The sequence below is a fragment of the Mesorhizobium sp. BHbdii genome (assembly GCF_053848045.1).
Map to the genome: position 1 here is coordinate 777,740 of NZ_JBSPKX010000002.1, position 25,925 is coordinate 803,664.

A 25,925-nucleotide genomic window follows, 5' to 3' on the forward strand; every position below is an offset into this window, starting at 1 on the left:
CGTCTCCTCTTGGCTGCTGCCGGAAAACGCCGGCCGCGGTTTCAAGTTCCGTACAGCAGCTTCATCGGCGACCTTGCGCATATTCGACTTTGCTTAACCGCTTGTTCGGGCTTCCGCTCTAAGGTCTTGCCTGACGGAAGCGTGGGGGTCACGGTCCCTTGGACACCGGCCTGCTGATAGGGTTGCTCAACCCGACGATCGCGCTTGCGCTCGGCACGGTGTTTCTCGTGCTGTGGTTCTATCAGCGTCATCGTCCCTATCTGACCGTGCTCGCCGCCAGCTACTGGCTTTCGGCGGCCGGTTTCCTGTTGCAGTATTTCACGCTGCCCATCGGCATGGCGCCGACCAAGCTACTCTCCAACCTCTGCTTCACCATCGCCGCCTGTGGTCTCGCTGGCGCGATCGTGACGCGTTATGGACGGCGCGTGCCCTTTGTCGCGATCGGCGTCCTGGCGAGCGGCGGCCTGGCCGCTTTTTGCTGGTTCATGTTCTTCCAGCCGGATCTCACCTGGCGAATCCTGGTGATGAATTTCGCCTTCGGCGGCCTCAGTCTGGTTGTCGCCGCCGAACTGCGCGTGGTGCGCGACAAGGGCCCGACGGAAATGATCCTGTTCGTGCTGTCGCTGCTTTCCGGGTTGAACTTCTTCGTGCGCACCCTCGTAATCGTCATCGCGCATGGACCTTACCAAAGCTATGACGGGTTCTATGCCTCGTCCTACTGGACAACGGCGCTGCTGTCGCATGCGCTGCTGTCTTTGCTCATCGCGCTTTGCCTGTTTTGCGCGGCTGCACTCGACGTGATGAAAGCGCTGAAGGCCGAGGCGTACACCGACCCGCTGTCGGGCCTGCTCAACCGCCGCGGTTTCGAGGAGCGCGCCACGCTCCTCCTGCAGCACTGCGCCAGCGCCAAACTGCCGGTCGCGCTGGTGCTCGCCGACCTCGATCATTTCAAGGCGCTCAACGATCTGCATGGGCATGCGGCGGGCGATCGCGCGATCGCCGACTTCGCCGCCAAGGTTCTATCGGCTGCCGGCACCAGCGGCGTCGCAGGCCGCATCGGTGGCGAGGAGTTCGCCGTGCTTTTGCCGCTGAGCGACCTTGGCGCGGCAAGGCTGTTTGCCGAAGCCATTCGCACGCTCTATTCGGCGGGCAGCATCGACGGGCTTCCGCACGGCACAAGAGTGACGGCGAGCTTCGGCGTGGCGGCCCGCACCGGCGAGGAAGGGCTGGAGCCGCTGATGCGCCGCGCCGACGAGGCGCTTTACAAAGCCAAGAGGAACGGCCGCGACAGCGTGCAGCTATCCCATGAACGGTCGGAAACGGTGCTCGTTGTGGAGCCGCTCAAAGCCGGCTGATCATCCCGCTCTAGGCCGACGTTAACGTCTTTTTCGCCCGTTCATGATTTGCTGGCGCAGGGAGTGCGAAAAACCACATGGGCGGCGGCGCAGAGTTCATCCTTGCAATCAACTTGCTCGTCGCCGGCCTGTTGGCGGCTGCCTTCATGACCATCTCGTTCAACGATGTGGCGCGCGCGCCGGCGCGCTGGCTGGTCTTCGGTTATCTGCTCGGGATGGCCTATTTCGCCATCGAGTTCAGCATTCCCCTCTTCGACAATGCGCGACCGGCAGTCGTCGCGGGTTTCGCCGTTTTCCTGGGCGCCACCATCGCCTTCAATGGCGGGCTTGCCCATAAATACGGCGTGGCGCCGCGCTGGGCGCCGATGCTCGTCTTCCTGTTTGCGGCCACCGTGGCCGTGTATTTCGTGCAGGACCTGCCGCGCCAGTCGCTTGCCCGCATGATGGCCTACCAGCTTCCCTATGCGGCCATGCAGTTCGTCGGCGTCGGCATCGTCTGGTCGTCCAGGCAAAGACGCGACTGGCTCGACCATGCGTTGATGGCCGTTCTGACGGCCAGCGCTCTGCAATTCGTGAGCAAGCCGTTCATCGCCCATGCAATGGGCGGCTGGGGTGTCAATCCGCAGGCCTATCTGCAGAGCAACTACGCTCTGGTATCGCAATCGCTCGGCACGGTGTTCGGCCTGACAATCGCGCTTCTCATTCTGGTCATCCTGGTCCGCGACGTGCTCGCCGAGGCGACGTCGAAGTCGGAGACGGACACGCTATCGAGGTTGCTCAACCGCGGCGGCTTCGAACGTCATGCCGAGCTGGCGATGCGTGACGCCGTGCGCAAGGGTATTCCGGTCGCCCTGGTCATCGCCGACCTCGATCATTTCAAGAGCATCAACGACAGTTTCGGCCACGCGTCCGGCGACCGGGTCATCGAAGCCTTTGCCGGCTTCCTGCGTGATGCGGCCGCCGATCATCACGTCGCCGGTCGCATTGGTGGTGAGGAATTCGCCATCATCCTGCCGGGAACCAACCTCGCCGCCGCGCGGCTCTTCGCCGAAGGGACGCGCAGCGCTTTCGGGGCCTTGCCGATCGACTGTCTGCCGGCGGACCATCGTTGCACCGCCAGCTTCGGCGTAGCCGAGCTTCACCCGGCCGAAGGGTTTTCCGACCTGCTGCGGCGCGCCGACGAAGCGCTCTATCAGGCGAAGGGCAGCGGACGCGATTGCGTGCGCATCTCGATAGGATCAATCGCCGCCGGGCAGACGGCTGTTGCCAACGCCGGGCCGAAGATCAGCGGCAGGGGCTGAGTTCCGGCATCTCGCCGTCGGAAAGCCCATACATATAACTGCGGCCCTTCACGAAAACCGGCGGCCTGTAGCAGTCGCGGCTGCTGACGTCATCCGCGTCGTTTTCATAGATTTTGGGTTGGCCGGCGCCGGTGTAGTCCGACAGTTCCTTGGCCAGGCTGCCCTCGCCAACTAGGATGCGCTTGTAGCCGGCGGCGCTTTCGATGACGAGATTGCCAAAAGAATCGGCGTAGACGCGGTCGCGCGTCCCGGCGAGTGCCGGTGCTGCGAGGCCGATGGCCACCGCCACCAGGATGAGCGCCGTAAAGCGCGATCTGCCTGAATTCGAATGCATGGCGTCCCCCATTTGTCAGAGGCGAGTCTTCCTCGAAGCATAAATTAACCTTTTATTAACCTTTTATTAACCGTTGTTAAGAGGCCAGGCCTGCTGGCAGCCAGATCTCGGCAAACATGGTTAATATCCGGCGCCTTGGAAGGCTGCGGCCATCTTTCGGCCATGCTTGCCCGCACCATCGCGGCCGGCGCGGGTGATCTTGGCCACGCATCGCGGCTGGATTGACGCGTAGGGAGGCAGCAGCATATGGCGTTAAGCCGGACGTTTCGGGTGACGCTTGTCCATGTTCCATTGCTGATCACCGTTGCCTGCGTCTCGCAGACCAATGCGCCGGCCACCGCGACCGATTCACCACAGCCGCGCACCGCCACCTACAGTTGCGCTGATGGCACAAGGATCACCATCGAAAACCTCGGCACTTCGGTGCGCGTGCTAGGCCCGGACGGCGCCAGCGAGGGCCTGCCGGCCTCGCCCGCCAATCAAAGCAGCCGCTTCGGCGCGGCGCATGACGCAATCGTGATCGACGGACGCGACGCGCTGGTGATGAACGGCGGGAAGACGCCGCTGACCTGCACCCGCTGACCGGGTGTGTCGATATTCAGGTGATCCGGCCTGCAAATGGTCGATTCCTGCGCTTCCCTACAGCGCTGCGCGCAGGCGCAAAGGACGCTGTAGAACTTTGATTTTGCGCATGACCTTTCCGAAACGAATTCGATTTCGGGATCATGCGCGGGCTCACGTACCGAAATGTACGCTCCGCTCCGGTTCTCGGCATCTACCATTTTCGGCGGCCTGATCTTAATCTCAACACACCCCAGCTGTTCGTTCGGGCAGATATGCCGCACTGCAGCGAACATTGCGCCGGCTTTGGCTCGCGCCCTAATCGATTGAAGCGAAACACCGCCCTTTTGTCAGACTAAATTACGTTTTCGAAACGATTTTCCGGCTTTGACGCGGTGCAAAAAGCGCATTAGAAACCGGCTGTCCGAAGTCGCAACCGGAAGCGGTAACGCCGCATTTCCCCTGGGGCTCCAGAGACGCCGAACTGGGGGAGCCATGAGCAAATCACCAGCCACCCGCGAATTTGCCAGACGTGAACGGCCGCTTTCGCCGCATCTGACCGTCTATCGACCGCCGATCACGATGACGATGTCGATCCTCCATCGCATCACCGGCGGGGCGCTTTATTTCGGCACGCTGCTGGTCGCGCTGTGGCTGATGGCGGCGGCGAGCTCGCAATCCACCTTCGATGCCGTCAACTGGGCCTTCGGCTCGTGGCTGGGGCGGCTGGTGCTGTTCTTCTATACCTGGGCGCTGATGCACCACATGCTGGGCGGCGTGCGCCATCTGATCTGGGATACCGGGGCAGGTCTTGAAAAGGACACGGCCTCCAGGATCGCCTGGGCGACGCTGGCCGGCTCGATCGTGCTGACGCTGCTGATCTGGGTCACCGGCTATATGGCGCGGGGAGCCTGATCGTGAGCCACCGCAACACCGACATGCGCACGCCGCTGGCGAAGGTCCGCGGCCTCGGCTCCGCCCGCGAGGGTACGGAGCATTTCTGGCGCCAGCGCCTGACGGCGATCGCCAACATCCCGCTAATCCTGTTCTTCGTCGGCTTCCTGATCGCGTTGAACGGCGCCGGCTATGCGGAAGTGCGCGCCGCACTTGCCAACCCGTTCGTGGCGCTGGTCCTGGCCCTGGTGCTCTTGTCGGGACTCTACCATATGCGGCTCGGCATGCAGGCGATCATCGAGGACTATGTTCATGGCGAGGGCATGAGGCTGGCGCTGCTCGCACTCAACACATTCTTTCCCGTGGTGGTCGGCGTCGCCTCGATCTTCGCCCTGCTCAAACTGGCATTTGGAGGCTGAAAATTTTGGCCAAGGACGCGAAAAACGCCGACACGACGTCCGCCTATAGCTACGTCGACCACAAGTTCGACGTGGTGGTCGTCGGCGCCGGCGGCGCCGGCCTGCGCGCCACGCTCGGCATGGCCGAACAGGGACTGCGCACCGCCTGCATCACCAAGGTTTTCCCGACGCGGTCGCATACGGTCGCCGCTCAAGGCGGCATCGCCGCCTCGCTGTCCAATATGGGCCCCGATTCCTGGCAGTGGCACATGTACGACACCGTCAAGGGGTCGGACTGGCTCGGCGATGTCGACGCCATGGAATATCTGGTGCGCGAAGCACCTGCCGCCGTCTACGAGCTTGAGCATTACGGCGTGCCGTTCTCGCGCACCGAAGAAGGCAAGATCTACCAGCGGCCGTTCGGCGGCCACATGATGAATTTCGGCGACGGCCCGCCGGTGCAGCGCACCTGTGCGGCGGCCGACCGCACCGGCCACGCCATCCTGCATACGCTCTACGGCCAGTCGCTGAAGAACAACGCCCAGTTCTTCATCGAGTATTTCGCGCTCGACCTGATCATGGAGCCGGACGGCACCTGCACCGGCGTCGTCGCCTGGAATCTCGACGACGGCACCATCCACCGCTTCTCGGCAAAAATGGTGGTGCTGGCGACAGGCGGTTATGGCCGCGCCTATTTCTCGGCGACCTCGGCGCACACCTGCACCGGCGACGGCGGCGGCATGGCAGCGCGGGCCGGGCTGCCGCTGCAGGACATGGAGTTCGTGCAGTTCCACCCGACCGGCATCTACGGCGCCGGCTGCCTGATCACCGAGGGCGCGCGCGGCGAGGGCGGCTATCTCGTCAACTCCGAAGGCGAGCGCTTCATGGAGCGCTACGCGCCGTCGGCCAAGGACCTTGCCTCGCGCGACGTGGTCTCGCGCTGCATGACGCTGGAGATTCGCGAGGGACGCGGCGTCGGCAAGAACAAGGACCATATTTTTCTCCACCTCGACCACCTCGATCCGGCCGTTTTGCACGAGAGACTTCCGGGGATTTCGGAATCGGCAAAAATTTTTGCCGGCGTCGACCTGACCAAGGAGCCGATCCCGGTGCTGCCGACGGTCCACTACAATATGGGCGGCGTGCCGACCAATTACTGGGGCGAGGTTCTCAACCCCACCGCCTTGAACCCGGACCAGGTGTCGCCAGGGCTGATGGCGGTCGGCGAGGCCGGCTGCGCCTCGGTGCATGGCGCCAACCGGCTGGGCTCCAACTCGCTGATCGATCTGGTGGTGTTCGGCCGCGCTGCGGCGATCCGGGCAGGCCAGGTGATCGACCGCAACGCCGCGATCCCGTCGCCCAACGAAGCCTCGGTCGAGAAGATCGTGGACCGCTTCGACCGGCTGCGTCACGCCAACGGCTCGACGCCGACGGCGGTTTTGCGTGAAAAGATGCAGAAGGCGATGCAGGACGATGCGGCGGTGTTCCGCACGCAGGAATCGCTCGAAAGCGGCTGCAAGCGCATTTCGCAGATCTGGGCCGAGCTCAAGGACGTAAAAGTGTTCGACCGCTCGATGATCTGGAACTCCGACCTGGTCGAGACGCTTGAGCTGGAAAATCTGATGGCCAACGCCATCACCACCGTCTACGGCGCCGAGGCGCGCAAGGAGAGCCGCGGCGCGCATGCGCGGCAAGATTTTTCGGCTCGTGATGATCTGGCCTGGCGCAAGCATACACTGGCCCGGCTGAGCGAAGACGGCGAGGTGTCGCTCAGCTACCGGCCGGTGCACACCGAGCCGCTGCTTAGCGAAGCAGACGGCGGCATCAACCCGGCCAAGATCGCGCCCAAGGCGAGGGTGTATTGACGATGAGACTGCTGGCGATCTTGATACTCTCCATTGCCGTCAGCGGGTGCGCGACGTCGGCCGATACCGTCTATATCTATAGTGACGTCTACAAGCACTCAAAGGCAGTGGACGATATTCCGGTTTGGAAGGACGCCTCCAGCGCGCAGTCGTCAAACAGGTTTTGGTTCGAGAAAGGCAATGGGCCAGTTAGGTGCGTGGTAGGAGACCGGAATTTGCCAGCACGTGCCGCGAGAAAGCAAATAATAGGGAAAGCCGTGGAAGTGCGCGTATACGGCAGTTGCACGGGATTCGTAAATTCCCTCTATGTTCACGCGGAGAAATAGGGTGGCGTCGACGACAGCGGGATATTCCGGCACGCCCCTGCCGGCTAAGCTTGGCTTCAAGGACGGGATGACGGCGGCCTTCATCGCGCTGCCGGCGGAACTGGATGATCTCGCCGATGCCGTCAATTTTGCCCAGCTCGACCGGCTGGCCGAATGGTCTGCGATCTCGGGTATTCGCCACAAATATGATGCCGTCCATGCCTTCACCCGGCAGCGCGCCGAGATCGAGGATCGCCTGAGCGATGTCGAGATGGCCGTCAAGCGCGACGGCATGGTCTGGGTCTCCTGGCCGAAGAGGGCGTCGAAAGTGCCGACCGACGTCACCGAGGACGTCATCCGCGCCGAGGCGCTGAAGCTCGATCTTGTCGACGTGAAGGTCGCAGCCGTCAACGATATCTGGTCCGGGCTGAAGCTCGTCATCCGAAAGGACCTGAGGTAATGGTCGAACTCACGCTTCCGAAAAACTCGAAGATCAAGGCCGGGAAAACCTGGCCGAAACCGGAGGGCGCGACCAATCTGCGCGAGTACCGCATCTACCGCTGGTCGCCGGACGATGACGAGAACCCGCGCATGGATACCTATTTCGTCGACATGGACGATTGCGGGCCGATGGTGCTTGACGCGCTGCTCTACATCAAGAACAAGATCGACCCGACGCTGACGCTGCGCCGCTCCTGCCGCGAGGGCATCTGCGGCTCCTGCGCCATGAATATCGACGGCTCGAACACGCTCGCCTGCACCAAGGGCTGCGACGACATTTCCGGCGCGATCAAGGTCTATCCGCTGCCGCATATGCCGGTGGTCAAGGATCTGGTGCCCGATCTCACCAATTTCTACGCCCAGCACGCCTCGATCGAGCCATGGCTGAAGACGGTGTCGCCCGAGCCGGCCAAGGAATGGCTGCAGAGCCATGAGGACCGCGAAAAGCTCGACGGGCTTTATGAATGCATATTATGCGCCTGCTGCTCGACCTCTTGCCCGAGCTATTGGTGGAACGGCGACCGCTATCTTGGCCCGGCGACGCTGCTTCAGGCCTATCGCTGGCTGATCGATTCCCGGGACGAGGCCACGGGCGAACGGCTCGACAACCTCGAAGACCCGTTCCGGCTCTATCGCTGCCACACCATCATGAACTGCGCCCAGACCTGCCCCAAGGGGCTCAATCCGGCCAAGGCGATCGCCGAGATCAAGAAGATGATGGTGGAGAGAAGGGTGTAGCTTCGGCGGCGCATGTCGCGATCCAGCTAAAAAGGATAGCCGACCTATGACCGACACCGAACTGCCCATCCTTTCTCCCGTCGAAGCGCGCGCGCTCGGTTGCCTGATCGAAAAGAAGGAACTGACGCCCGATATCTACCCGCTGACGCTCAATGCGGCACTTGCCGCCGCCAACCAGAAGACGGCGCGCGAGCCGGTGATGTCGGTCGAGCTTGTCGAGGTAAGACGAGCGCTTGGCCAGCTTGAGCACAAGGGCTTGGTCAGGCAGGTCTTTGCTTCGCGCGTCGAGCGCTACGAGCATGTCGTCGCGCAGCGCTTTTCGCTGACCTCAGCGCAGATTGCGCTGCTTGGGCTGCTGTTGCTGCGCGGTCCGCAGACCGCCTATGAATTGCTGGCGCGGAGCGACCGCATGGCGCGGTTGCCCTCCATCGACGAGCTTCGCAGCAATCTCGACCTGTTGATCGGCCGCAAGCCGCCGCTCGTTCAGCAGATCGATCGTGGACCCGGCCAGCGTGAGGACCGCTATGTGCATCTCTTGAGCGGGCCGGTGCAGACGCCGGTGGTGGCTGGAACGCCCGTGCAATCACCTTCGCCGGCCTCGGATCTCGAAGCACGCGTGCAAGCTCTCGAGGAAGAGGTCGGACAGCTGCGCGCACGCATCAACGCGCTGACCGGCGAGGGACAGTAGCGCCCCGCCGGTCCATTGCGCTGCCGGTTCGCGAGGTTCGGCCGCTCAGCCGAGCTTGGCGTCGAGTGACACTTTTATCGCGCCGAGCGCCTTCGAGACCGGACACCCGGCCTTGGCTTGTTCAGCCAGCTCCTGGAATTTCGCGGCATCGATGCCTGGCACTTTGCCGACCAGCGTGAGCGCGCTGCCGGTGATGCCGGTGCCCGGAATCAGCGTCACCACGGCCTTGGCGTCGAGTTCGGTGGCGGGGGTGCCGTTCTCGGCCAGGACATGCGAAAGCTGCATGGCAAAGCAACCGGCATGAGCCGCTGCGATCAGTTCCTCCGGATTGGTGCCGGATTTGCCGCTCTCGTCCTCGAAGCGCATCTTGAACGAGTAGGGCGTGCCTTTCAGGGTCCCGCTCTGCGTGTCGAGCGTGCCCTTGCCCTCTTTCAGATTGCCTTTCCAGACGGCGTTTGCGGTGCGGTCCATGAATTCCTCCTTGATGCGGTGGCTGAGCCGTGATCGGCGTCTGATCGACTATAGCGCGCGCGGGCACGAAGGCCACCCGTGCTTTCGCGCCAATGGCGACGCAAAAAAAATCCGCGTGTAAAAATGTCGACTTCCATCTGCCTCGGCCGTCCTGCGGGCGGCCACGGGTTTCGTGGCCGGATGGAGGATCACATGAATGATTTGTTTTCTGCCCACTGGAGAGACACCGGCCGAAAGGCGGCTGAACAAGAAGCCGACTGGTTGCATCGGTCACCTTCCGGTTTCGGTCGACTGCTTGCGGCGGTCGCCATCATCGGGACTGCGGTTTCCCTTGTCGATCATGCGGCGGTCAAAAGCCCGGCTGGGACCTCGGTTGCCAACGGTTCGTCCCAACAAGGAAGATGAGAGATGAAATATGTTTGCCTGGTCTACGGTGAGGAAAAGGAGCTTTATGCAATGAGCCCGAAGAGGTTGGCCAAGCTCGACGCCGACTCGCTGGCTTATGACAAATCGGTGGAGCAAAGCGGCCGGCTGATCATCGCGCAGGCGCTGCAATCGGTGAAGACCGCGAAAAGCGTGCGCCGGCGCAAGGGCAGGCGGCTGGTCACCGACGGCCCTTTCGCCGAGACCAAGGAGCAATTGCTCGGCTTCGTCATGGTCGAGGCCGGGGATATCGACGAGGCGATGGAGATTGCCGGCGGCATCCCTCTGGCCGAAATCGGCACGATCGAGGTCAGAGCGATCTACAACGTGCCGGGGTCCTAGAGATTATTCTGTTTTGCGTCCGGCTGAATCAGTTTCTTCTGCGGGCGCAACTTTTGCGCGTTGAAGCGAGGCAGCACTTCTCCTATCGTCGCTGCGGTTTGGGGATCACGGGCATGCATATACTGATTGCCGCAATTGGGCTGTTGGGAGCGGCGGCGTTCTGGTGGTATCGGATGAAGGCCATGAACGATGCGGCGCGCGAGGTCGCGGACGTCGTCGGCCGTGTGCAAGGGAACATTCGCCGCAAGAGACTGCGCAAGCAGGCGGCGCTCTCACCGCTGACGGCGATCGACGATCCGGTCGTGGCGGCCGCGACGCTGATCACCGCCATCGTTTCCGAGAACGGCCCTGTCCTGCCGCAGCGCGAAGCCGCGATTCGGTCGATGATCTCAGAGATTGCGGACGACAAGAAGACCGATGAGGCCGTGGTCTACGCCAAATGGGCGGCGTCACAGATCGACGATGCCACTGTTGTCATCGACAAGCTGGCGCCGTTCCTGCGCGAACGTCTGGATGTGACTGAGCGAAACGATTTGCTGCAGATGGTGAACCGCGCAGCGCAGGCTGGCGAGCAACCCCTGAAGATATCCGACCAGCGGATACTGCGGCTGCGGCAGAAGCTGGGCTTCGAGGTCAATTGAACGAAATTGCCTGGCTCAATATTGGTTTGCTGCCCTTCCGGGCTCAGATCGCCTCGCCCTTGAGCAGCTTCGGCGTGTCGCCGGACAGACCGGACGCCTGGCGGATGAAGAAATCCTTCAGCCGCGGCATGCGTTCGACCAGGCCTAGGCCGATGTCGCGGACGGCGCGCAACGGGCTGATGTCGTTGGAAAACAGCCGGTTCAGGACATCGGTGGTGATGCCCATCTGCAGCGTGTCGAAACGCCGCCACTGCTGATAGCGTTCGAGCACGTCGAGCGCACCGATATCCTGGCCGAGCCGGTCGGCCTCGACCACCACTTCAGCCAGTGCCGCCACATCCTTGAAGCCGAGATTGAGGCCCTGGCCGGCGATCGGGTGGATGCCGTGGGCGGCGTCGCCGGCGAGGGCAATGCGCGGCGCGACGAAGGCGCGGGCAAGCGTCAGGCCGAGCGGCCAGGCGCGCGGCTTGTCGGCGACGCGGATTTCGCCGAGCTTCAGGCCAAACCGCTGTTCGAGCTCGTGCTCGAAGACGAGGTCGTCGCCGTCGACCAGTTTTTCGGCATCTTCCGACCGCTCGACCCAGACGATCGACGAGCGGTTGGTCCCGTCCTTGTCCGGCTTGAGCGGCAGCGTGGCAAAGGGGCCGGCTGGCAGAAAATGCTCTTCGGCGCGGCCATTGTGCGGCCGTTCATGCGCCACGGTGCAGACGATGCCGGACTGGCCGTACTGCCATTTCACCGTCCTGATGCCGGCCATGTCGCGCAGCTTCGAGTTCACGCCGTCGGCGGCGACCAGCAGCCGCGCCTTCAGCGTCGCGCCGTCGACAAGATGCACGGTGATGCCGGCGCCGTTCACGTCGAAGGCACTGACGGCGACGCCTTCGATGATGTCGATGCCTAGTTTTTCAGCGCGCCGGCGCAAGGCGCCGTTCAAATCCCGGTTGGCGACCATGTGCGCAAAGGCTTCGCCGGGCGCGACCTCGCCATCGAAGGTGAGAAACACCGGGCGCACCGGATCGGAAGCGCGCGAATCCGTGACGATCATTTCGGTGATCGCCTGCGCTTCGGGCGCGATTTCGGCCCAGACGCCGAGCTGGTCGAGCATGCGGCAAGCGGCAGCGGCGATGGCCGAGGCGCGGCCGTCCTTTTGCCAGACGCCGGCGGGCGCGGCGTCGACGACAGCGACCGCCAGGCTCGGTCGCGCCTGTTTCAGCGATACTGCGGCGGCAAGCCCGACATAGCCGGCGCCGGCGACCAGAATGTCGAGCGCGGTTCGGTTTTTTGCATCCTCCTTGCGATCCACCATGGCAAATTCCTTTCCGGCCAAATTCCCTTCCGGCCTTGACTGCCCGCCATTCCTGTCGGAAACCGCCATCACACTTGCGGTGAGGGCGCGAAACATGACGGCGGCCATGGACGAGCTTCTCGGCATTCTCGACCTCGAGCAGCTGGAACACAACCTGTACCGTGGTCGCAGCCCCAAACTTGACTGGCAGCGCGTCTTCGGCGGCCAGACCATCGCCCAGGCGCTGGTCGCCGCCCAGCGAACGGTGGAGCCCGAACGCCACGTACATTCGCTGCACGGCTATTTCATGCGGCCCGGCGACACCAAGGTGCCGATCATCTACCAGGTCGACCGCATCCGCGACGGCGGCTCCTTCACCACGCGCCGTGTCGTGGCTGTCCAGCACGGCCAGGCGATCTTTTCGCTGGAAGCCTCGTTCCAGCAGGATGAGGCCGGGCTCGAGCATCAGGTTCCGATGCCGCAGGACGTGCCGGCGCCCGACACATTGCTGTCGCAGCGCGAACTGATTGGCAAGTTCGGCGAGGCCGTGCCCGACGGCATCAGGCGCTACTGGGAGCGTGACCGGCCGATCGAGATGAAACCGGTGATGCTTGAGCATTACACCAGCCGGGAAAAGCTGCAGCCGAAGCAGAACATCTGGATCCGCACGACCGGCCCGGTTCCGGCCGATCGCGCCACGCAGGCTGCAGTGCTTGCCTATCTCTCCGACATGACGCTGCTCGATACCTCGACCTTTGCGCATGGCCGCGCCATTTTCGATAGCGACATCCAGGCGGCGAGCCTCGATCACGCCATGTGGTTCCACCGCAGCCATCCGCTCGACGACTGGATGCTCTACACGCAGGACAGCCCGTCGACGCAAGGGTCGCGGGGATTCACTCGCGGGTCGCTGTTCGCCCGCGACGGCGCGTTGATCGCCTCGGTTGCTCAGGAGGGCCTGATCAGGCTGAAGCGGCCGCCCGCCGAATAGGCATTTTTTCAAAATTGCCTATTTTTTAATCAACTGCGTTGTCGCGACTATGCACAGTCAGCCGACAAACCTTCCCCAATCGCTTATTTAACAACAGGTTAACTCCCTGCTTCGGCAACTGGCACGGAGCTTGAATCCTAGCGGGCACTCTCCGGCTCTCATGGGATCGGCGACGTCGTACAAACGCGGGGGACCGCAACAGCAAAGGGTGAAACCTTATGAAAATCGTGATGGCAATCATCAAGCCGTTCAAGCTCGACGAGGTGCGCGAAGCGCTCACCGCAGTCGGCATCCAGGGCCTGACCGTCACCGAAGTCAAAGGCTACGGGCGTCAGAAGGGACACACGGAAATCTATCGCGGGGCGGAATACGCGGTCAGCTTCCTGCCGAAGATCAAGATCGAAGTCGCGGTCGGCCTGGACATGGTCGACAAGGCCGTCGAAGCCATCACCGCGGCGGCGAAGACCGGTCAGATCGGCGACGGCAAGATCTTCGTTTTCGGCATCGACCAGGCGGTGCGCATTCGCACCGGCGAAACAGACACCGACGCGCTTTGAGCTGCGGACACGTATTCCAATGGAGAGTTCAATGAATATTCCTTCTACTTTGAAGTCGGCGGCGCGCACCGCGCTGCTGGGCTCGCTCGCTATCGCAGCACTGGGCACGGTCGCCGCATTCGCGCAGGAAGCGGCTCCGGCCGCACCGGCAGCGCCAGCGGCGCCGGCCTTCACCGTGGACAAGGGCGACACGACCTGGATGATGATATCCACCATCCTGGTGCTGTTGATGACCATTCCCGGCCTTGCCCTTTTCTACGGCGGCCTGGTTCGCGCCAAAAATATGCTGTCGGTGCTGATGCAGGTCTTCACCATCACCAGCGTGGTCATGATCGTCTGGGTTTTCTACGGCTACAGCCTTGCCTTCACCCCCGGCAATGCCTTCGTCGGCGGCCTTTCCAAGATGTTTCTTGCCGGTGTCGACGTGACGACGGTGTCGGAAACCTTCACCAAGGGCGTTGCCATTCCTGAGCTGGTGTTCGTCATCTTCCAGATGAGCTTCGCCTGCATCACGCCCGCCCTGATCGTCGGCGCCTTCGCCGAACGCGTCAAGTTCTCCGCCGTGATCCTTTTCACCATCCTCTGGGTCACATTCGTCTACTTCCCGATCGCGCATATGGTCTGGTTCTGGGGCGGCCCGAGCGCTTATAGCGACCCGTCGGGGCTCATCTTCGGCTTCGGCGCCATCGACTTCGCCGGCGGCACGGTCGTTCACATCAATGCGGGCATCGCCGGCCTTGTCGGCGCGCTGATGATCGGCAAGCGCATCGGCTACAACAAGGACATTATGGCGCCGCACTCGATGACGCTGACCATGGTCGGCGCTTCACTACTGTGGGTCGGCTGGTTCGGCTTCAACGCCGGTTCGAACCTCGAAGCCAACGCCTACGCGGTGCTGGCCATGGTTAACACCTTCGTCGCCACCGCGGCGGCGGCAGTGACCTGGATCGTGCTCGAAACGCTGCTGCGCGGCAAAGCGTCGATGCTTGGCGCGGTTTCGGGCGCGGTTACCGGCCTTGTCGCCGTCACACCCGCTGCCGGCTTTGCCGGACCGATGGGCGCCATCGTGCTCGGCATCGTCGCCACCTGCGTCTGCTACTTCTTCGTCTCGGTCGTGAAGAACAAGTTCGGCTACGACGACAGCCTCGATGTCTTCGGCATCCACTGCGTCGGCGGCATCATCGGCGCGCTCGGCACCGGCATCCTGGTCAACCCCGCCCTCGGCGGCGCTGGCATCGTCGATTATTCGACAGCCGACTTCGCCGCCGGCTATGCCGGCACGGCGACCCAGCTGTGGTCGCAGTTCAAGGGTGTCCTGGTAACCGTCCTGTGGTCGGGCATCGGCAGCGCCATCCTCTACAAGATCGTCGATATGATCGTAGGCTTGCGTCCAACAGCCGATGCAGAGCGTGAAGGGCTCGACCTCACCGCGCATGGCGAAGCGGCCTATCACCCGTAAGCCTTGCACCCGTAAGTCTTGTCTGGGCGGCCTCGGCCGCGCTGCATCCTCCCATCCCGTCGTGACGCTCCTGCAAGGGCTCACGCATTGAGGCCCGGACCCGTTCCGGGCCTCTTTTTTGCGCAGACGGCCAAGCCAGATACTCGCCGCAAGATACTTCCCCCAACCCCTTATAGTTAATGCTGCCTTAACCTTCCCGCCGATAGTCTGGTGCCCGAATCTGCCGAGCTGCGCGCACGCTATCGGCCAGGCAACGACAGACGGGGAAGAGCATGCGTTCAGGGGCTTCAGCACCGCTCGCGCTGGCCGATACGGGGTACGGCATCCGGGCGTTCGCGCGGCGTCAGGTCGGCCGGCTGGTCGGTGCCGGCCTGTTTGCGCTGGTCGCCTTCGGTATCGCCAGCCTCGCCACCTGGAACGTCGCCGACCCAAGCTTCTCCCACGCCACCGATAATATCGTCAGCAACGCCATGGGCTATGTGGGCGCTGTCTTCTCCGACCTTGCCATGCAGTTCTTCGGCCTTGCTGCCGTCGCGGCGCTGGTGCCGGCGGTGGTCTGGGGATTTCTGCTGTTTTCGGCGCGCGGCGTCGACAGGCTGCTGAAGCGCGGGCTCGCCTGGTTTGGCTACGCTGTGCTTGCCGCGGCCATCGCCGGCTGCGTGGTGCCCCCCAAGACCTGGCCGCTGCCGACCGGTCTCGGCGGCGTGTTCGGCGACATGGTGCTCAAGATTCCCGGCTTCGTCGTCGGCGGCTACCCGACCGGTCTCATCGCCAGCGTGCTCGCCGTGCTTCTCGCCGCGCCGGCACTGTGGCTGTTTGCCTACGGCTCGGCGCTGATTGCACGCCAGAACGGTTTCGCGGTCCTGGAGCAACCGGCTGCGCCCGATCCCCGGGACCAGGACGAACTGCTTTTCGACAATGACGAGGACGAGGGCGACGAGGGCATTCTGGCGCTTGGCGCGATCACGCACTGGTGGCTGTCGTTGCGCGCCTATCTCCGCCGCCGTGCCGCGCGCCGCCGGGAGCACGATGACTTCGAACCGGAGATGGAACCGCGCGCCAGCGCCTGGCGGCGCGCTGCCGAGCGGGTCGAATCGGCCGAATTTGCCGAATCGCGGATGAGTGCCGATGGCCGGGCCCGCGTCGAGCCGGAATTCTTCGCCGCCATGGTCAACGACCGCAGCGCCTCGCTCGATCCCGACGACGCCGATGTTTTTGACGATGACGACGACATGGATTTTGCGCCGGAGCCCGTGGGCCAGCGCAGCACTGCGCCCAATGCGAAGGTGCAGCCGTTCCGCTCCGACGCGGCCACCCGCGTCGCGGCGCCGGCGCCCCGGCCCGTTCCGGGCGCCCGTGTCCAGCGCGAAGCCCAGACCTCGCTGATCGGCTCCGAACAATTCGAAATGCCGTCACTGCATTTCCTGTCCGAGCCGAAGAACGTCGTGCGCGATGCCACCCTGTCCAAGGACGCGCTGGAGCAGAATGCCCGCCTGCTCGAGGGCGTGCTGGAGGATTTCGGCGTCAAGGGCGAGATCATCCATGTCCGCCCGGGCCCCGTCGTCACGCTTTATGAGCTGGAGCCGGCGCCGGGCATCAAATCGTCGCGGGTCATCGGCCTGTCCGACGACATCGCCCGCTCGATGAGCGCGATCGCCTGCCGCGTCGCCGTGGTGCCGGGCCGCAACGCCATCGGCATCGAGCTGCCGAACGCCAAGCGCGAGACCGTCTATCTCAGGGAAATCATGGCCAGCCGCGATTTCGAGACCACCAAGGCCAAGCTGGCGCTGGCGCTAGGCAAGACCATCAATGGCGAGGCGGTCATCGTCGACATCGCCAAGATGCCGCACGTGCTGGTCGCCGGCACCACCGGTTCGGGAAAGTCGGTCGCCATCAACACTATGATCTTGTCACTGCTCTACCGGCTGACGCCGCAGGACTGCCGGCTGATCATGATCGACCCGAAAATGCTGGAGCTCTCTGTCTATGACGGCATCCCGCATCTTTTGACGCCTGTCGTAACCGATCCGAAGAAGGCGGTGGTGGCGCTGAAATGGACCGTGCGCGAGATGGAGGACCGCTACCGCAAAATGTCAAAGGTCGGCGTCCGCAACATCGACGGTTTCAACGCGCGGGTGCAGCAGGCGGAGAAGAAAGGCGAGAAAATCTCGCGCACCGTGCAGACCGGCTTCGACCGCCAGACCGGCGAAGCGATCTACGAGACCGAAAACCTCGATCTCGAGCCGATGCCGTACATCGTCGTCATCATCGACGAGATGGCCGATTTGATGATGGTCGCTGGCAAGGACATCGAAGGCGCGGTGCAGCGCCTTGCGCAGATGGCGCGAGCCGCCGGCATCCACGTCATCATGGCGACGCAGCGGCCGTCGGTCGACGTCATCACCGGCACGATCAAGGCCAACTTCCCGACCCGCATCTCCTTCCAGGTGACGTCGAAGATCGACAGCCGCACCATCCTGGGCGAGCAGGGCGCCGAACAGCTGCTTGGAATGGGCGACATGCTCTACATGGCCGGCGGCGGCCGCATCCAGCGCGTACACGGCCCCTTCGTTTCCGATGACGAGGTCGAGAAGATCGTCGCGCATCTGAAGCTGCAGGGCGTGCCGGAATATCTCGATGCGATTACCGAGGATGACGATGAGGACGACGACGAGCCGTCGGGCAAGGGTGGCTCGGGTGGTGGCGGCGGCAATTTCGAGGATTCCGACGATCCCTACGACCAGGCGGTTGCGGTGGTGCTGCGCGACGGCAAGGCCTCGACCAGCTACATCCAGCGCCGGCTCGGCATCGGCTACAACCGCGCCGCCTCGATCATCGAGAAGATGGAGAAGGAAGGCATTGTCGGCCCGGCCAACCATGCCGGAAAACGCGAGATTCTGGTGCCGACGGAGGACGACAAGTTCTGATCCGACCGGCAAGAACCATGGGATTTGCCCGGCCGCAAGGTCGACGGCGGCAACTATGACCCTTCTGGCGCGTTTGCAACGACCAAGCGCTGTTAGGCCGCCAAACTTAAGCCCAACTGGGGGGCCAAACACGGCGACAACAGATAAACCAGACGAGAGTGACCGGCATGAAAAACTCCTCTTTCGCCACGATCAGCCATTTTGCCCCGACCCGCCGCCAGCTGCTTGGCCTCGGCCTGGTCCTGGCAGGTGCTGCGGCCATCAACGTCGTGCCCGGGGTCCAGTTGCTGGCGTCGGCGCAAGCGGCGGTGCCACCCACCGCGCAGAAGATCGCCGACCATTTTTCCTCGGTCAAATCGATGACCGGCGAATTCGTGCAGTTCGGACCCAAGGGCGAGCAGACCGGCGGCAAGTTCTTTCTGGAACGGCCGGGCAAGATTCGCTTCAACTATGACGGGACGTCGAATTTCAGGGTGATTTCCGACGGCAAGTCGGTGGTCATCCTCAACAAGCGGCTGAAAACCTCGGATCTCTACCCACTGTCGAAAACGCCGCTCAAGCTGCTGCTCGACACCAAGATCGACCTCTCCGGCGGCCGCGTCAAAAGCGTCAAGGAAGAGAACGACGTCACCACTATTCAACTCGCCGACAAATCGGTGTTCGGCAGTTCGAAGATCACCATGATGTTCGATCCGAAAACCTACGAATTGCGCCAATGGACGATCACCGATGCGCAAGGCAAGGACACGACGGTGATGATCTTCAACGTCAGGGAAGGCGTGAGCTTCGCCCCCGACACCTTTGCCATCGACTATACGGCGAACCGCGAGCTGAACACCAAGTCGCGCTGAGGTATCGTGATATTCAGATAATGCCGGCCTGCGAACGGTAGTTCCCTGCGTTTCGTCGTGGGGAGCCTTTCTGGACGTCAGCGCTGCCCCTCATCTGGCTACCGCCATCTTCTCCCCGTAAATGGGGAGAAGGACGCTGTAATCGACGATTTCGCCATCCACCATGGTTGAAAGAAAGGCGCCGCGGCTGGAGCCAGCGTCTTTCTCCGGGGAGAAATGCCCGGCAGGGCAATGAGGGGCGGCGCGAGGGTCAACGATTGCGCCCGGCTTGTTTTTGCAGCGTATGGCTGGCAGTAGTTTCCGGAACTGCCTTGCCAAAAAAAGCACCAGCCCGTCGGAGCTATCCAGGTTCCTGCGGTCCCGTGCCGTCCGGACCCTCCGTATGCCCTTTTCCATCGCCACCTGGAACATCAATTCCGTCCGCTTGCGCATGCCGATCGTCGAACGCCTGCTTGTCGAACAGGCACCGGACGTGCTCTGCCTGCAGGAAACCAAAGTTCCCGACGAACTGTTTCCCGAGAAGGCCTTTCGCAAGCTCGGCTACGAGCATATCGCCTTCCACGGCCAGAAGGGCTATCACGGCGTGGCGACGGTGGCGCGGCGGCCGATCGCGATTGTCGAAAAGCGCCGCTTCTGCGAGATCGAGGACTGCCGGCATCTGTCGGTCACCATGCGGGCCGGCGGAAAGGCGATCCTGCTGCACAATTTCTACGTCCCGGCCGGCGGCGACGAGCCCGATCCGATCATCAACCGCAAGTTCAAGCACAAGCTCGATTTCGTCGCCGAAATGAACGCCATCCGCGCCGAGCACGACGAAGTGTCCGGTTCGATCCTGGTCGGCGACCTCAACATCGCGCCGCTCGAGCACGATGTCTGGTCGCACAAGCAGCTCCTGAAGGTGGTCAGCCATACGCCGGTCGAGACGGAAAATTTCGAGGCGATGCGGCTCGCCGGCGACTGGGTCGACCTGATGCGGCTCAACGTGCCTTATGAGCAGAAGCTCTACACCTGGTGGAGTTATCGCGCGCAGGATTGGGAAGCGTCGGATCGCGGCCGGCGGCTCGACCATGTCTGGTCGTCGCCAAACCTGGTGCCGAGCTTTGCCGGCTACGAGATCCTGCGGCCGGCGCGCGGCTGGGAACGGCCGTCGGATCATGTGCCGGTCATAGCGCGGTTCGACCTGGATTAGGTGTATCGATATTCAGATGAGGCCGGCCGGCGAATGGTGGTTTCCTGCGCTTCCGGTGCTCACGTACCCAAAAGTACGCTCCGCTCCGGTTCTCGGATCCCACCAGTCTCGGCTAAGGCCTGATCTGAATCTCGATACACATCAGCCTTGCCGCCCTGATTCGATGGCTTTCACGGGTCATTGGTTGCGAGAGCGAGTCGAAAAGCATCCGGGTTCAGTTGTCGAAACGCGGCGCCAGCTCCTCGATGCGGCGGATCATTGCCAGAAAATCCTCGGAGATGCGCTGGTACAGATGGACCGCGATATCGGGATATTCCTCCAGGATGCGGTGGAACATCTTGCGGCTGAGCCGCAGCACTTCCGAATCGATCTCGGCGGATGCGCTGGTCAGCCGGTTGGTGTCGGCGATCAGCGCCAGTTCGCTCAGCATCGTACCGGGACCGGCCGTGCCTATCGGGACGCCGGCGCCATCCTGCTCGCGATACAGCACGATGCGCCCGCTGACCACGATATAGGCGCAATCAGCCTCGTCGTCCTCGCGGTAGAGTTTGTGGTCGGCCTGCAGCTTGGTGGTTTCCGCGCCAAAGGCGAGCAGACGCAACTGTTCCTCCGTGAAGCCCTCGAAGAGCCTCACGGCGGACAGGATGCGGATGTCGTCATCCAACGCCATCTAGCTAGGTCCCCGAACGGCCAGTCCAATCCCTCCCTTAAAGCGCCGAGCATCCCTTTGAACGCGCAAAGGACGCTCTTACGCTTTGAAATCGACGCACCGTGCTTTCCAAAAATCGCTTCCGATTTTGGTCCGATGCGTCAGCGAGTTCGATCCAGAACCACCTCCAGTCTCAGGATCGTACCCGAAAGCGGCCCCTGCCCCGACCGCTGATTGAATGATTAAATGTTTAAGGAACCAGCTTGTAGCCGCCGCTTTCTGTCACAAGAATTTCTGCGTTGGAAGGATCGCGCTCGATCTTCTGGCGCAGCCGATAGACGTGGGTTTCCAGCGTGTGCGTGGTGACGCCGGAATTGTAGCCCCAGACTTCCTCGAGCAGCACGTCGCGCGTTACCACTTTCTGGTCGGCGCGGTAGAGATACTTGATGATCGAGGCTTCCTTTTCGGTCAGCCGCACCTTGGCGCCGCGCTGGTCGATCAGAAGCTTCTGGCTGGGCTTAAAAGTGTAGGGGCCGACCGAAAAGGTGGCGTCTTCGCTCTGCTCATGCTGGCGAAGCTGGGCACGGATGCGGGCCAGGAGAACCGCGAAGCGGAATGGCTTGGTCACATAGTCGTTTGCGCCGGCTTCGAGGCCGAGAATCGTGTCGGAATCGGTGTCGTGTCCCGTCAGCATGATGATGGGCGACTTATAGCCGCCCTTGCGCAGTATCTTCACTGCCTCGCGGCCATCCATATCGGGGAGACCGACATCCATGATGAGCAGATCGATGAGGCCGCCGCGGGCCGTGGCGACACCTTTGGCGGCGGTTGATTCCTGCAGGACGTCGAATTCCTCATAGAGAGACAATTGCTCGACGAGCGTGCCGCGCAGGTCGTCATCGTCATCGACGATCAGAATGGTGCGTGAAGTCATGGATCAATCCGTTGTTTTGAAAAGAAAATTCAGTTGACCGCTGCCTGTTTATGCGGAAGCTGACCGACACAACAGCCGATCACAATGATTTGTTCCGTGGCACGATCATACAAGAAAAAACGCGCGTGCAATGAGGCGAGCGCATTTTTGCGAAAAGGGCTTCGTGTTCTCACCGTGCGCGCCAGGCCCGGCCACGCCAGCCAGGGGCTTCTGCAAGCTGGCAAACTGGTGTTTTCATGTGCGCTGGGACGCGGCGGCATATCGGCCGGCAAGCGCGAAGGCGACGGCGCCACGCCGCTTGGTTCGATGCGGATCCTGTCGGGATACTTTCGTAACGATCATTTTTCCGGAGGCCGCAAAACCCGGCTGGCGATGGCGCCGATCGGTCCAGATCTCGGCTGGTGCGAAGTGCCTGATGACCGCAACTACAACCGTCCGGTCAGGATCCCCTATGGCGCCAGCCACGAGCGGATGCTGCGCACCGACCGGCTCTATGATGCCTGCCTGGTGCTCGACTGGAACATTTCTCCGCGTCGCCGCGGGCGCGGCAGCGCCATCTTCTTTCATCTGGCGCGCCCCGGCTTCACGCCGACGCAAGGCTGCGTCGCGGTGACGGCGCGCACGATGGCACGGCTGCTGCCGCTGCTGTCGGATCGCACGGTGATGAAGGTGGTGAGGTAGGGGAATAGGGGAATAGGGGAATAGGGGAATAGGGGAATAGGGGAATAGGGGAATAAGGGAATAAGGGAATAAGGGAATAAGAAAGTGTCAGTAGGATCGCGCAGGCGCGCCGCTTACCTTTTAGCTGCCCTACTGCCCTACGTCCGCGGCCTCTGCCAGCCGATGTCGAGCAGACCCAACCGGCCGAGTTCCCGGTCCATCACGCGCGCGACATCCTTGCGTTCGGCGCCGATATCGCGCAGTTGGCGGTCCGCAAGATCGTCGACGTTCTGATGCGGGAGATTGACCGCAACTTTCGCATGGCGAAACCAGTCGAGCGTCGCGCGCAGCCAGGCCGACCGGGCGATTGCAGGAGTCATAACTATGTGGGACATGGCACAATCCACTTCATTCGGGATGTAAAATCCGGTTTGATGTTGTTTCGATGGTCCCATCATGCTGGATTGAAATTAAAATGAGAAACGAGTAGTTTTCTCAGCATCTTCAAGTTTTATTTGAGGATTTGGAAAATGATCGACCGGCCTCTCCTCGTCCTACTGTGATGGCTCGCCTGCTGCCGGGAACCCGTGCACTGAGGACGCTGGAGGCGGCGGCCCGGCACCTCAATTTCACCCGCGCCGCAGATGAGCTCGGCCTGACGCCGGCTGCGGTCAGCCACCAGATCAAGGAAATCGAGGATCAGCTCGGCATCGTGCTGTTCACGCGCACCAGCCGCACGATCCGGCTGACGGAGGCGGGCGCGGTGCTGTTCGAGGCGTCGACCGACGCGCTCGATCTGCTTGGCCGGGCCGTCTCACGGGCGCACAAGATGGCGCGCGGAACGGCGCTGCTGAAAGTGACCCTCGACGCGCAGTTCGCGACAAAATGGCTAATGCGGCGCGTCGATGACTTTCGCAAGCAGCGGCCGGGCATCGAGCTCCGCTTCGACATTGCGTCCGAATTGCGCGATTTCGACCTGGACGACGTCGATGTCGGTATCCGTTTCGGCGCGGGAAAATATCCGGGCCTTTGCACCCACCGGCTGTTCGACAACATCATCATTCCTGTGTGCAGCCCCAGCCTGCTGGCCTCCGGCCCGCCGCTGCGCGAGCCGCGCGATCTCTTCCATCACACGCTTGCCCATATCGAGTGGGCGCGACAAGGCGTGACGTGGCCGAATTGGCGCATGTGGATGGCGGCGGCCGGCGTAGACGATTTCGACGACAGCCGGACGATCGTGTTCGGCACCTCGACCGACGCCGTTCAGGCCGCGCTCGACGGCAATGCCGTCGCGCTCGCCGATTTTGCCATGGTGGCAAACGATCTTTCCGAGGGCCGGCTGATCCGGCCATTCGAACTTGGCATCAGGGTTCCGCCCGACTTCGCCTATCATCTGGTCTACCCCATCGGATCGGCCAACGACGCCAGGATCGAGGCGTTCAGGGATTGGCTCCTGAACGAAGTTCACAACCCGCAGCCGGACCAACGCCTGGATGAGCTTTAGGTCGCTCTGCGTCGTCAGCCGGCGGTCGTCGACTAAAGCGCGTCGCGTTTGACCGGCCTCATGCGACGCGCTTTAGGTTGTTGTTTTTATGCATGTCGTTATCGCAAAACCGCTGCACACTTTTGCGCGACATGCATTGTTTCGTGGCGGCTGGGTCAGCCCGCGACGCCTGCTCCGAACCAGCCGATCACCGCGCCGATGATAAGCAGCACGCCGAGCCAGTGGCCGCAGTCTATGATGGTCAGGTCCCAGCCGAACCCTTCGTAGCGATGATTGACGGATAACGTCGTGGCGACGAATCCGAGCCAGAGAACGAAGCCGAAGACGAGCCCGGCAACGAGGCTCGGTTCGCCACCGGTCATCGCTCCGATAATCAGGGACATGACGAGCGCCATGACAAGTTCCGCAATGAAGCTGATGACGAAGGGCAGCGGCGATTTACTCATGGTCGCCGGATCAAGCCTGACGGCCTTGAGCCAGGGCTTGCTCAGACCCATGTACCAGGCAGCCCCGAACAACCACGCCACCACGGCGGCGACGATCACCGCCAGCCAGTTCACTGCTGAAAAATCCATGATTTCCCTCCCCGGAAGCATGTCGCCCAAAAGTGCCCAGCGGTTTTGGGACAACGATATGCGTACTCTCAAAATCGATGCGTGATGGAACGCCGGTTCGGCGATGCCGTCAAGCAAACCGCCAGACGGTCGTGCGCTTGACCAAGGCGTCTTCCAGCGCCCGGGTTACCGCCACTTCATAGACGGCAAGCGGCTCCAGTCCTGCTTGCGGCATATAGGAACGGCCGGGATCGCCGACGATAATGTCGGCGCCGCGCGCCTTCAGCGTCGCGAACCATGGCATCAGCCGTTCGGCGAAGGATTTGTCGTAGAAGACGTCGCCGGCCAGAACCACATCCCAGCCGGCATCGGCTCCGATGCAGTCCGAGCCGAGGAACTTTATCCCGACATCATTGGCCTCGGCGTTGAGGCGGATCGCGGTCGCGCAGAACGGGTCGATATCGGCGGCGATCACCTCTGCCGCGCCGGCCTTCGCCGCGGCAATGGCGACAAGGCCGGAACCGGAGGCAAAGTCGAGCACGCGCTTGCCCTGCACATCGGACGGATTGTCGAGGATATAGCGGGCAAGGCCTTGGCCGCCGGCCCAGGCGAAAGCCCAGAAGGGCGGCGGCAGGCCGATTTCGGCCAGTTCGTCCTCGGTCCGCTGCCACAGATCGTGCGCTTCGTCGGCCAGATGCAGCAGGATCTCCGGCACATGCGGCGGCGCCATCAGCGCCGTGTTGTCGAGGATGAAGCTTTTCGCGCTGTTCGGCGTCAGCGCCGTCACGGAGCGGGCGTCAGGCCGCCCATGCGGCAGACCTCTTTCCATTCGGCTGGCGTCACCGGCTGCACGGAAAGCCGTCCGAGCCGGACCAGTGCCATCTCGGCAAGCTTGGGATTGGCCTTGACCTGTTCCAGCGTCACCGGCTTCGGCATATCCTTTACGGCGCGGATATCGACGCATTCCCAGCGCGGATCGTCGGAAGTCGTGTCCTGATGAGCCAGCGCGCAGACCTCGGCGATGCCGACCACATCGAGCCCGTCATTGGAGTGGTAGAAGAAGCCGAGGTCGCCGATCTGCATCGCCTTCATATTGTTGCGCGCCGCATAATTGCGCACGCCGTCCCATTGCGTGCCGGCTTTGCCCTTCGCCTTGAGGTCCTCGAAGGAGAAGACCGAGGGTTCAGATTTGAACAGCCAGTAGTTCATTTTTTTGCTCCTCCTGGCAGCTGGCGATCAGGCAGCCGCCGGCTTGTTGAAGGTCCAATTCCATTGCCGGATCTCGACGCTTTCGAACAGCCCGGCCTTGGCATAGGGGTCTGCCGCCGACAGCGCTTGTGCCGCGGCCAGATCGGGCGCCTCGACCACGACGAGGCTGCCGTTCGGCTTGCCGTCGGCCTCGAGGAACGGACCGGCGAAGGCCAGCTTCTTCTCGCCGTTCAATCCTTCCAGGAAGGCAACATGCTCGGGCCGGGTATCGAGCCGCACCTGCAGGCTTCCAGGCTTGTCCTTGCAAATCAACGCAAACAGCATCTTCCATCTCCGGAT

At 62.6% G+C, this 25,925-nt stretch carries 30 protein-coding genes; 20 read left to right on the forward strand and 10 right to left on the reverse strand.

Going from position 1 to position 25,925, the window contains the following annotated elements; all coding sequences use genetic code 11:
• The first annotated feature begins 158 nt into the window (after positions 1-158).
• Both ACWTU8_RS16510 and ACWTU8_RS16515 read left to right on the forward strand, forming a co-directional pair.
• On the forward strand, positions 159-1,355 hold the full coding sequence (locus ACWTU8_RS16510) for a diguanylate cyclase (RefSeq protein WP_455848972.1): 1,197 nt from the start codon (positions 159-161) through the stop codon (positions 1,353-1,355).
• Positions 1,356-1,432: 77 nt separating this feature from the next.
• Positions 1,433-2,656: a diguanylate cyclase gene (locus ACWTU8_RS16515; RefSeq protein ID WP_455848973.1), complete on the forward strand. Its 1,224-nt coding sequence runs from the start codon at positions 1,433-1,435 to the stop codon at positions 2,654-2,656.
• Here ACWTU8_RS16515 and ACWTU8_RS16520 read toward each other — a convergent pair.
• Positions 2,640-2,990, reverse strand: a complete 351-nt coding sequence (locus ACWTU8_RS16520; RefSeq protein ID WP_029349337.1) for a hypothetical protein — start codon at positions 2,988-2,990, stop codon at positions 2,640-2,642. The genes ACWTU8_RS16515 and ACWTU8_RS16520 overlap by 17 nt on opposite strands.
• Before the next feature lie 246 nt (positions 2,991-3,236).
• Here ACWTU8_RS16520 and ACWTU8_RS16525 point away from each other — a divergent pair, with 246 nt between their 5' ends.
• The 7 genes from ACWTU8_RS16525 to ACWTU8_RS16555 all read left to right on the forward strand — a co-directional run bounded on the left by ACWTU8_RS16525 (position 3,237) and on the right by ACWTU8_RS16555 (position 8,940).
• Positions 3,237-3,572, forward strand: a complete 336-nt coding sequence (locus ACWTU8_RS16525) for a hypothetical protein (RefSeq protein WP_455848974.1) — start codon at positions 3,237-3,239, stop codon at positions 3,570-3,572.
• A 474-nt stretch (positions 3,573-4,046) separates the two neighbouring features.
• On the forward strand, positions 4,047-4,466 hold the full coding sequence (sdhC, locus tag ACWTU8_RS16530) for a succinate dehydrogenase, cytochrome b556 subunit (RefSeq protein WP_455848975.1): 420 nt from the start codon (positions 4,047-4,049) through the stop codon (positions 4,464-4,466).
• A gap of 23 nt (positions 4,467-4,489) precedes the next feature.
• Positions 4,490-4,864 carry a succinate dehydrogenase, hydrophobic membrane anchor protein gene (gene sdhD, locus ACWTU8_RS16535; protein WP_210335001.1) on the forward strand — a complete coding sequence of 125 codons (375 nt, stop codon included), beginning with the start codon at positions 4,490-4,492 and terminating at the stop codon, positions 4,862-4,864.
• Between the two features lie 5 nt (positions 4,865-4,869).
• Positions 4,870-6,708 (forward strand): succinate dehydrogenase flavoprotein subunit, encoded by a 1,839-nt coding sequence (gene sdhA, locus ACWTU8_RS16540; RefSeq protein WP_455848976.1) that lies wholly within the window; start codon positions 4,870-4,872, stop codon positions 6,706-6,708.
• Between the two features lie 306 nt (positions 6,709-7,014).
• A complete protein-coding gene (locus tag ACWTU8_RS16545; protein ID WP_455848977.1) occupies positions 7,015-7,473 on the forward strand; it encodes a DUF3052 domain-containing protein in 459 nt (152 codons plus the stop codon).
• Positions 7,473-8,252, forward strand: coding sequence for a succinate dehydrogenase iron-sulfur subunit (locus ACWTU8_RS16550; protein WP_065007241.1), 780 nt, complete (start codon positions 7,473-7,475; stop codon positions 8,250-8,252). Before ACWTU8_RS16545 ends, ACWTU8_RS16550 begins: the two co-directional genes overlap by 1 nt.
• Positions 8,253-8,298: 46 nt before the next feature.
• Positions 8,299-8,940 (forward strand): YceH family protein, encoded by a 642-nt coding sequence (locus ACWTU8_RS16555; RefSeq protein ID WP_455848978.1) that lies wholly within the window; start codon positions 8,299-8,301, stop codon positions 8,938-8,940.
• 45 nt (positions 8,941-8,985) lie between these two features.
• On the opposite strand, the gene ACWTU8_RS16560 is transcribed toward ACWTU8_RS16555, so the two are convergent.
• Positions 8,986-9,411 carry an OsmC family protein gene (locus tag ACWTU8_RS16560; protein ID WP_065007239.1) on the reverse strand — a complete coding sequence of 142 codons (426 nt, stop codon included), beginning with the start codon at positions 9,409-9,411 and terminating at the stop codon, positions 8,986-8,988.
• Positions 9,412-9,603: 192 nt separating this feature from the next.
• Between ACWTU8_RS16560 and ACWTU8_RS16565 the strand changes: the two genes are divergently transcribed.
• The 3 genes from ACWTU8_RS16565 to ACWTU8_RS16575 all read left to right on the forward strand — a co-directional run bounded on the left by ACWTU8_RS16565 (position 9,604) and on the right by ACWTU8_RS16575 (position 10,817).
• The gene (locus tag ACWTU8_RS16565; protein ID WP_455848979.1) at positions 9,604-9,816 is read left to right on the forward strand and encodes a hypothetical protein; all 213 of its coding nucleotides are present in this window, start codon (positions 9,604-9,606) and stop codon (positions 9,814-9,816) included.
• A gap of 3 nt (positions 9,817-9,819) precedes the next feature.
• Positions 9,820-10,176 carry a YciI family protein gene (locus ACWTU8_RS16570; protein ID WP_455848980.1) on the forward strand — a complete coding sequence of 119 codons (357 nt, stop codon included), beginning with the start codon at positions 9,820-9,822 and terminating at the stop codon, positions 10,174-10,176.
• Between the two features lie 113 nt (positions 10,177-10,289).
• On the forward strand, positions 10,290-10,817 hold the full coding sequence (locus ACWTU8_RS16575; protein WP_065007237.1) for a hypothetical protein: 528 nt from the start codon (positions 10,290-10,292) through the stop codon (positions 10,815-10,817).
• Between the two features lie 43 nt (positions 10,818-10,860).
• Here ACWTU8_RS16575 and ACWTU8_RS16580 read toward each other — a convergent pair whose 3' ends face one another.
• Positions 10,861-12,123 carry a ubiquinone biosynthesis hydroxylase gene (locus ACWTU8_RS16580; protein ID WP_455840866.1) on the reverse strand — a complete coding sequence of 421 codons (1,263 nt, stop codon included), beginning with the start codon at positions 12,121-12,123 and terminating at the stop codon, positions 10,861-10,863.
• A 94-nt stretch (positions 12,124-12,217) separates the two neighbouring features.
• Here ACWTU8_RS16580 and tesB point away from each other — a divergent pair, with 94 nt between their 5' ends.
• From tesB to ACWTU8_RS16610, 6 genes are all read left to right on the forward strand, one after another.
• Positions 12,218-13,093, forward strand: a complete 876-nt coding sequence (gene tesB / locus ACWTU8_RS16585; RefSeq protein ID WP_455849081.1) for an acyl-CoA thioesterase II — start codon at positions 12,218-12,220, stop codon at positions 13,091-13,093.
• Positions 13,094-13,311: 218 nt separating this feature from the next.
• A complete protein-coding gene (locus tag ACWTU8_RS16590; protein ID WP_023800571.1) occupies positions 13,312-13,650 on the forward strand; it encodes a P-II family nitrogen regulator in 339 nt (112 codons plus the stop codon).
• Between the two features lie 31 nt (positions 13,651-13,681).
• On the forward strand, positions 13,682-15,109 hold the full coding sequence (locus tag ACWTU8_RS16595; RefSeq protein WP_065007235.1) for an ammonium transporter: 1,428 nt from the start codon (positions 13,682-13,684) through the stop codon (positions 15,107-15,109).
• A gap of 272 nt (positions 15,110-15,381) precedes the next feature.
• Entirely contained in the window at positions 15,382-18,036 is a 2,655-nt protein-coding gene (locus ACWTU8_RS16600; RefSeq protein ID WP_455848981.1) for a DNA translocase FtsK 4TM domain-containing protein, read from the forward strand.
• Positions 18,037-18,203: 167 nt separating this feature from the next.
• Positions 18,204-18,887: an outer-membrane lipoprotein carrier protein LolA gene (locus ACWTU8_RS16605; protein ID WP_455848982.1), complete on the forward strand. Its 684-nt coding sequence runs from the start codon at positions 18,204-18,206 to the stop codon at positions 18,885-18,887.
• A 382-nt stretch (positions 18,888-19,269) separates the two neighbouring features.
• Positions 19,270-20,076 (forward strand): exodeoxyribonuclease III, encoded by an 807-nt coding sequence (locus ACWTU8_RS16610; protein WP_455848983.1) that lies wholly within the window; start codon positions 19,270-19,272, stop codon positions 20,074-20,076.
• A 214-nt stretch (positions 20,077-20,290) separates the two neighbouring features.
• Here ACWTU8_RS16610 and ACWTU8_RS16615 read toward each other — a convergent pair whose 3' ends face one another.
• Positions 20,291-20,746, reverse strand: a complete 456-nt coding sequence (locus ACWTU8_RS16615; RefSeq protein ID WP_455848984.1) for a cyclic nucleotide-binding domain-containing protein — start codon at positions 20,744-20,746, stop codon at positions 20,291-20,293.
• A 229-nt stretch (positions 20,747-20,975) separates the two neighbouring features.
• Positions 20,976-21,659 carry a response regulator transcription factor gene (locus ACWTU8_RS16620; protein WP_029349304.1) on the reverse strand — a complete coding sequence of 228 codons (684 nt, stop codon included), beginning with the start codon at positions 21,657-21,659 and terminating at the stop codon, positions 20,976-20,978.
• Between the two features lie 84 nt (positions 21,660-21,743).
• Between ACWTU8_RS16620 and ACWTU8_RS16625 the strand changes: the two genes are divergently transcribed.
• A complete protein-coding gene (locus tag ACWTU8_RS16625) occupies positions 21,744-22,340 on the forward strand; it encodes a L,D-transpeptidase family protein (RefSeq protein ID WP_455840861.1) in 597 nt (198 codons plus the stop codon).
• A gap of 137 nt (positions 22,341-22,477) precedes the next feature.
• Here ACWTU8_RS16625 and ACWTU8_RS16630 read toward each other — a convergent pair whose 3' ends face one another.
• Positions 22,478-22,714 carry a hypothetical protein gene (locus ACWTU8_RS16630; protein WP_029349299.1) on the reverse strand — a complete coding sequence of 79 codons (237 nt, stop codon included), beginning with the start codon at positions 22,712-22,714 and terminating at the stop codon, positions 22,478-22,480.
• Positions 22,715-22,881: 167 nt separating this feature from the next.
• Between ACWTU8_RS16630 and gcvA the strand changes: the two genes are divergently transcribed.
• Positions 22,882-23,823, forward strand: a complete 942-nt coding sequence (gcvA, locus tag ACWTU8_RS16635; protein ID WP_029349297.1) for a transcriptional regulator GcvA — start codon at positions 22,882-22,884, stop codon at positions 23,821-23,823.
• 155 nt (positions 23,824-23,978) lie between these two features.
• On the opposite strand, the gene ACWTU8_RS16640 is transcribed toward gcvA, so the two are convergent.
• The 4 genes from ACWTU8_RS16640 to ACWTU8_RS16655 all read right to left on the reverse strand — a co-directional run bounded on the left by ACWTU8_RS16640 (position 23,979) and on the right by ACWTU8_RS16655 (position 25,910).
• Positions 23,979-24,398: a DUF1761 domain-containing protein gene (locus ACWTU8_RS16640; RefSeq protein WP_455849082.1), complete on the reverse strand. Its 420-nt coding sequence runs from the start codon at positions 24,396-24,398 to the stop codon at positions 23,979-23,981.
• Between the two features lie 109 nt (positions 24,399-24,507).
• Positions 24,508-25,107: a class I SAM-dependent methyltransferase gene (locus ACWTU8_RS16645; protein WP_455849083.1), complete on the reverse strand. Its 600-nt coding sequence runs from the start codon at positions 25,105-25,107 to the stop codon at positions 24,508-24,510.
• A gap of 53 nt (positions 25,108-25,160) precedes the next feature.
• Complete coding sequence (locus ACWTU8_RS16650) at positions 25,161-25,586, reverse strand: EVE domain-containing protein (protein WP_065007225.1); 426 nt, start codon at positions 25,584-25,586, stop codon at positions 25,161-25,163.
• A gap of 27 nt (positions 25,587-25,613) precedes the next feature.
• Positions 25,614-25,910 (reverse strand): YciI-like protein, encoded by a 297-nt coding sequence (locus ACWTU8_RS16655; protein ID WP_065007224.1) that lies wholly within the window; start codon positions 25,908-25,910, stop codon positions 25,614-25,616.
• Between the last annotated feature and the right edge of the window lie 15 nt (positions 25,911-25,925).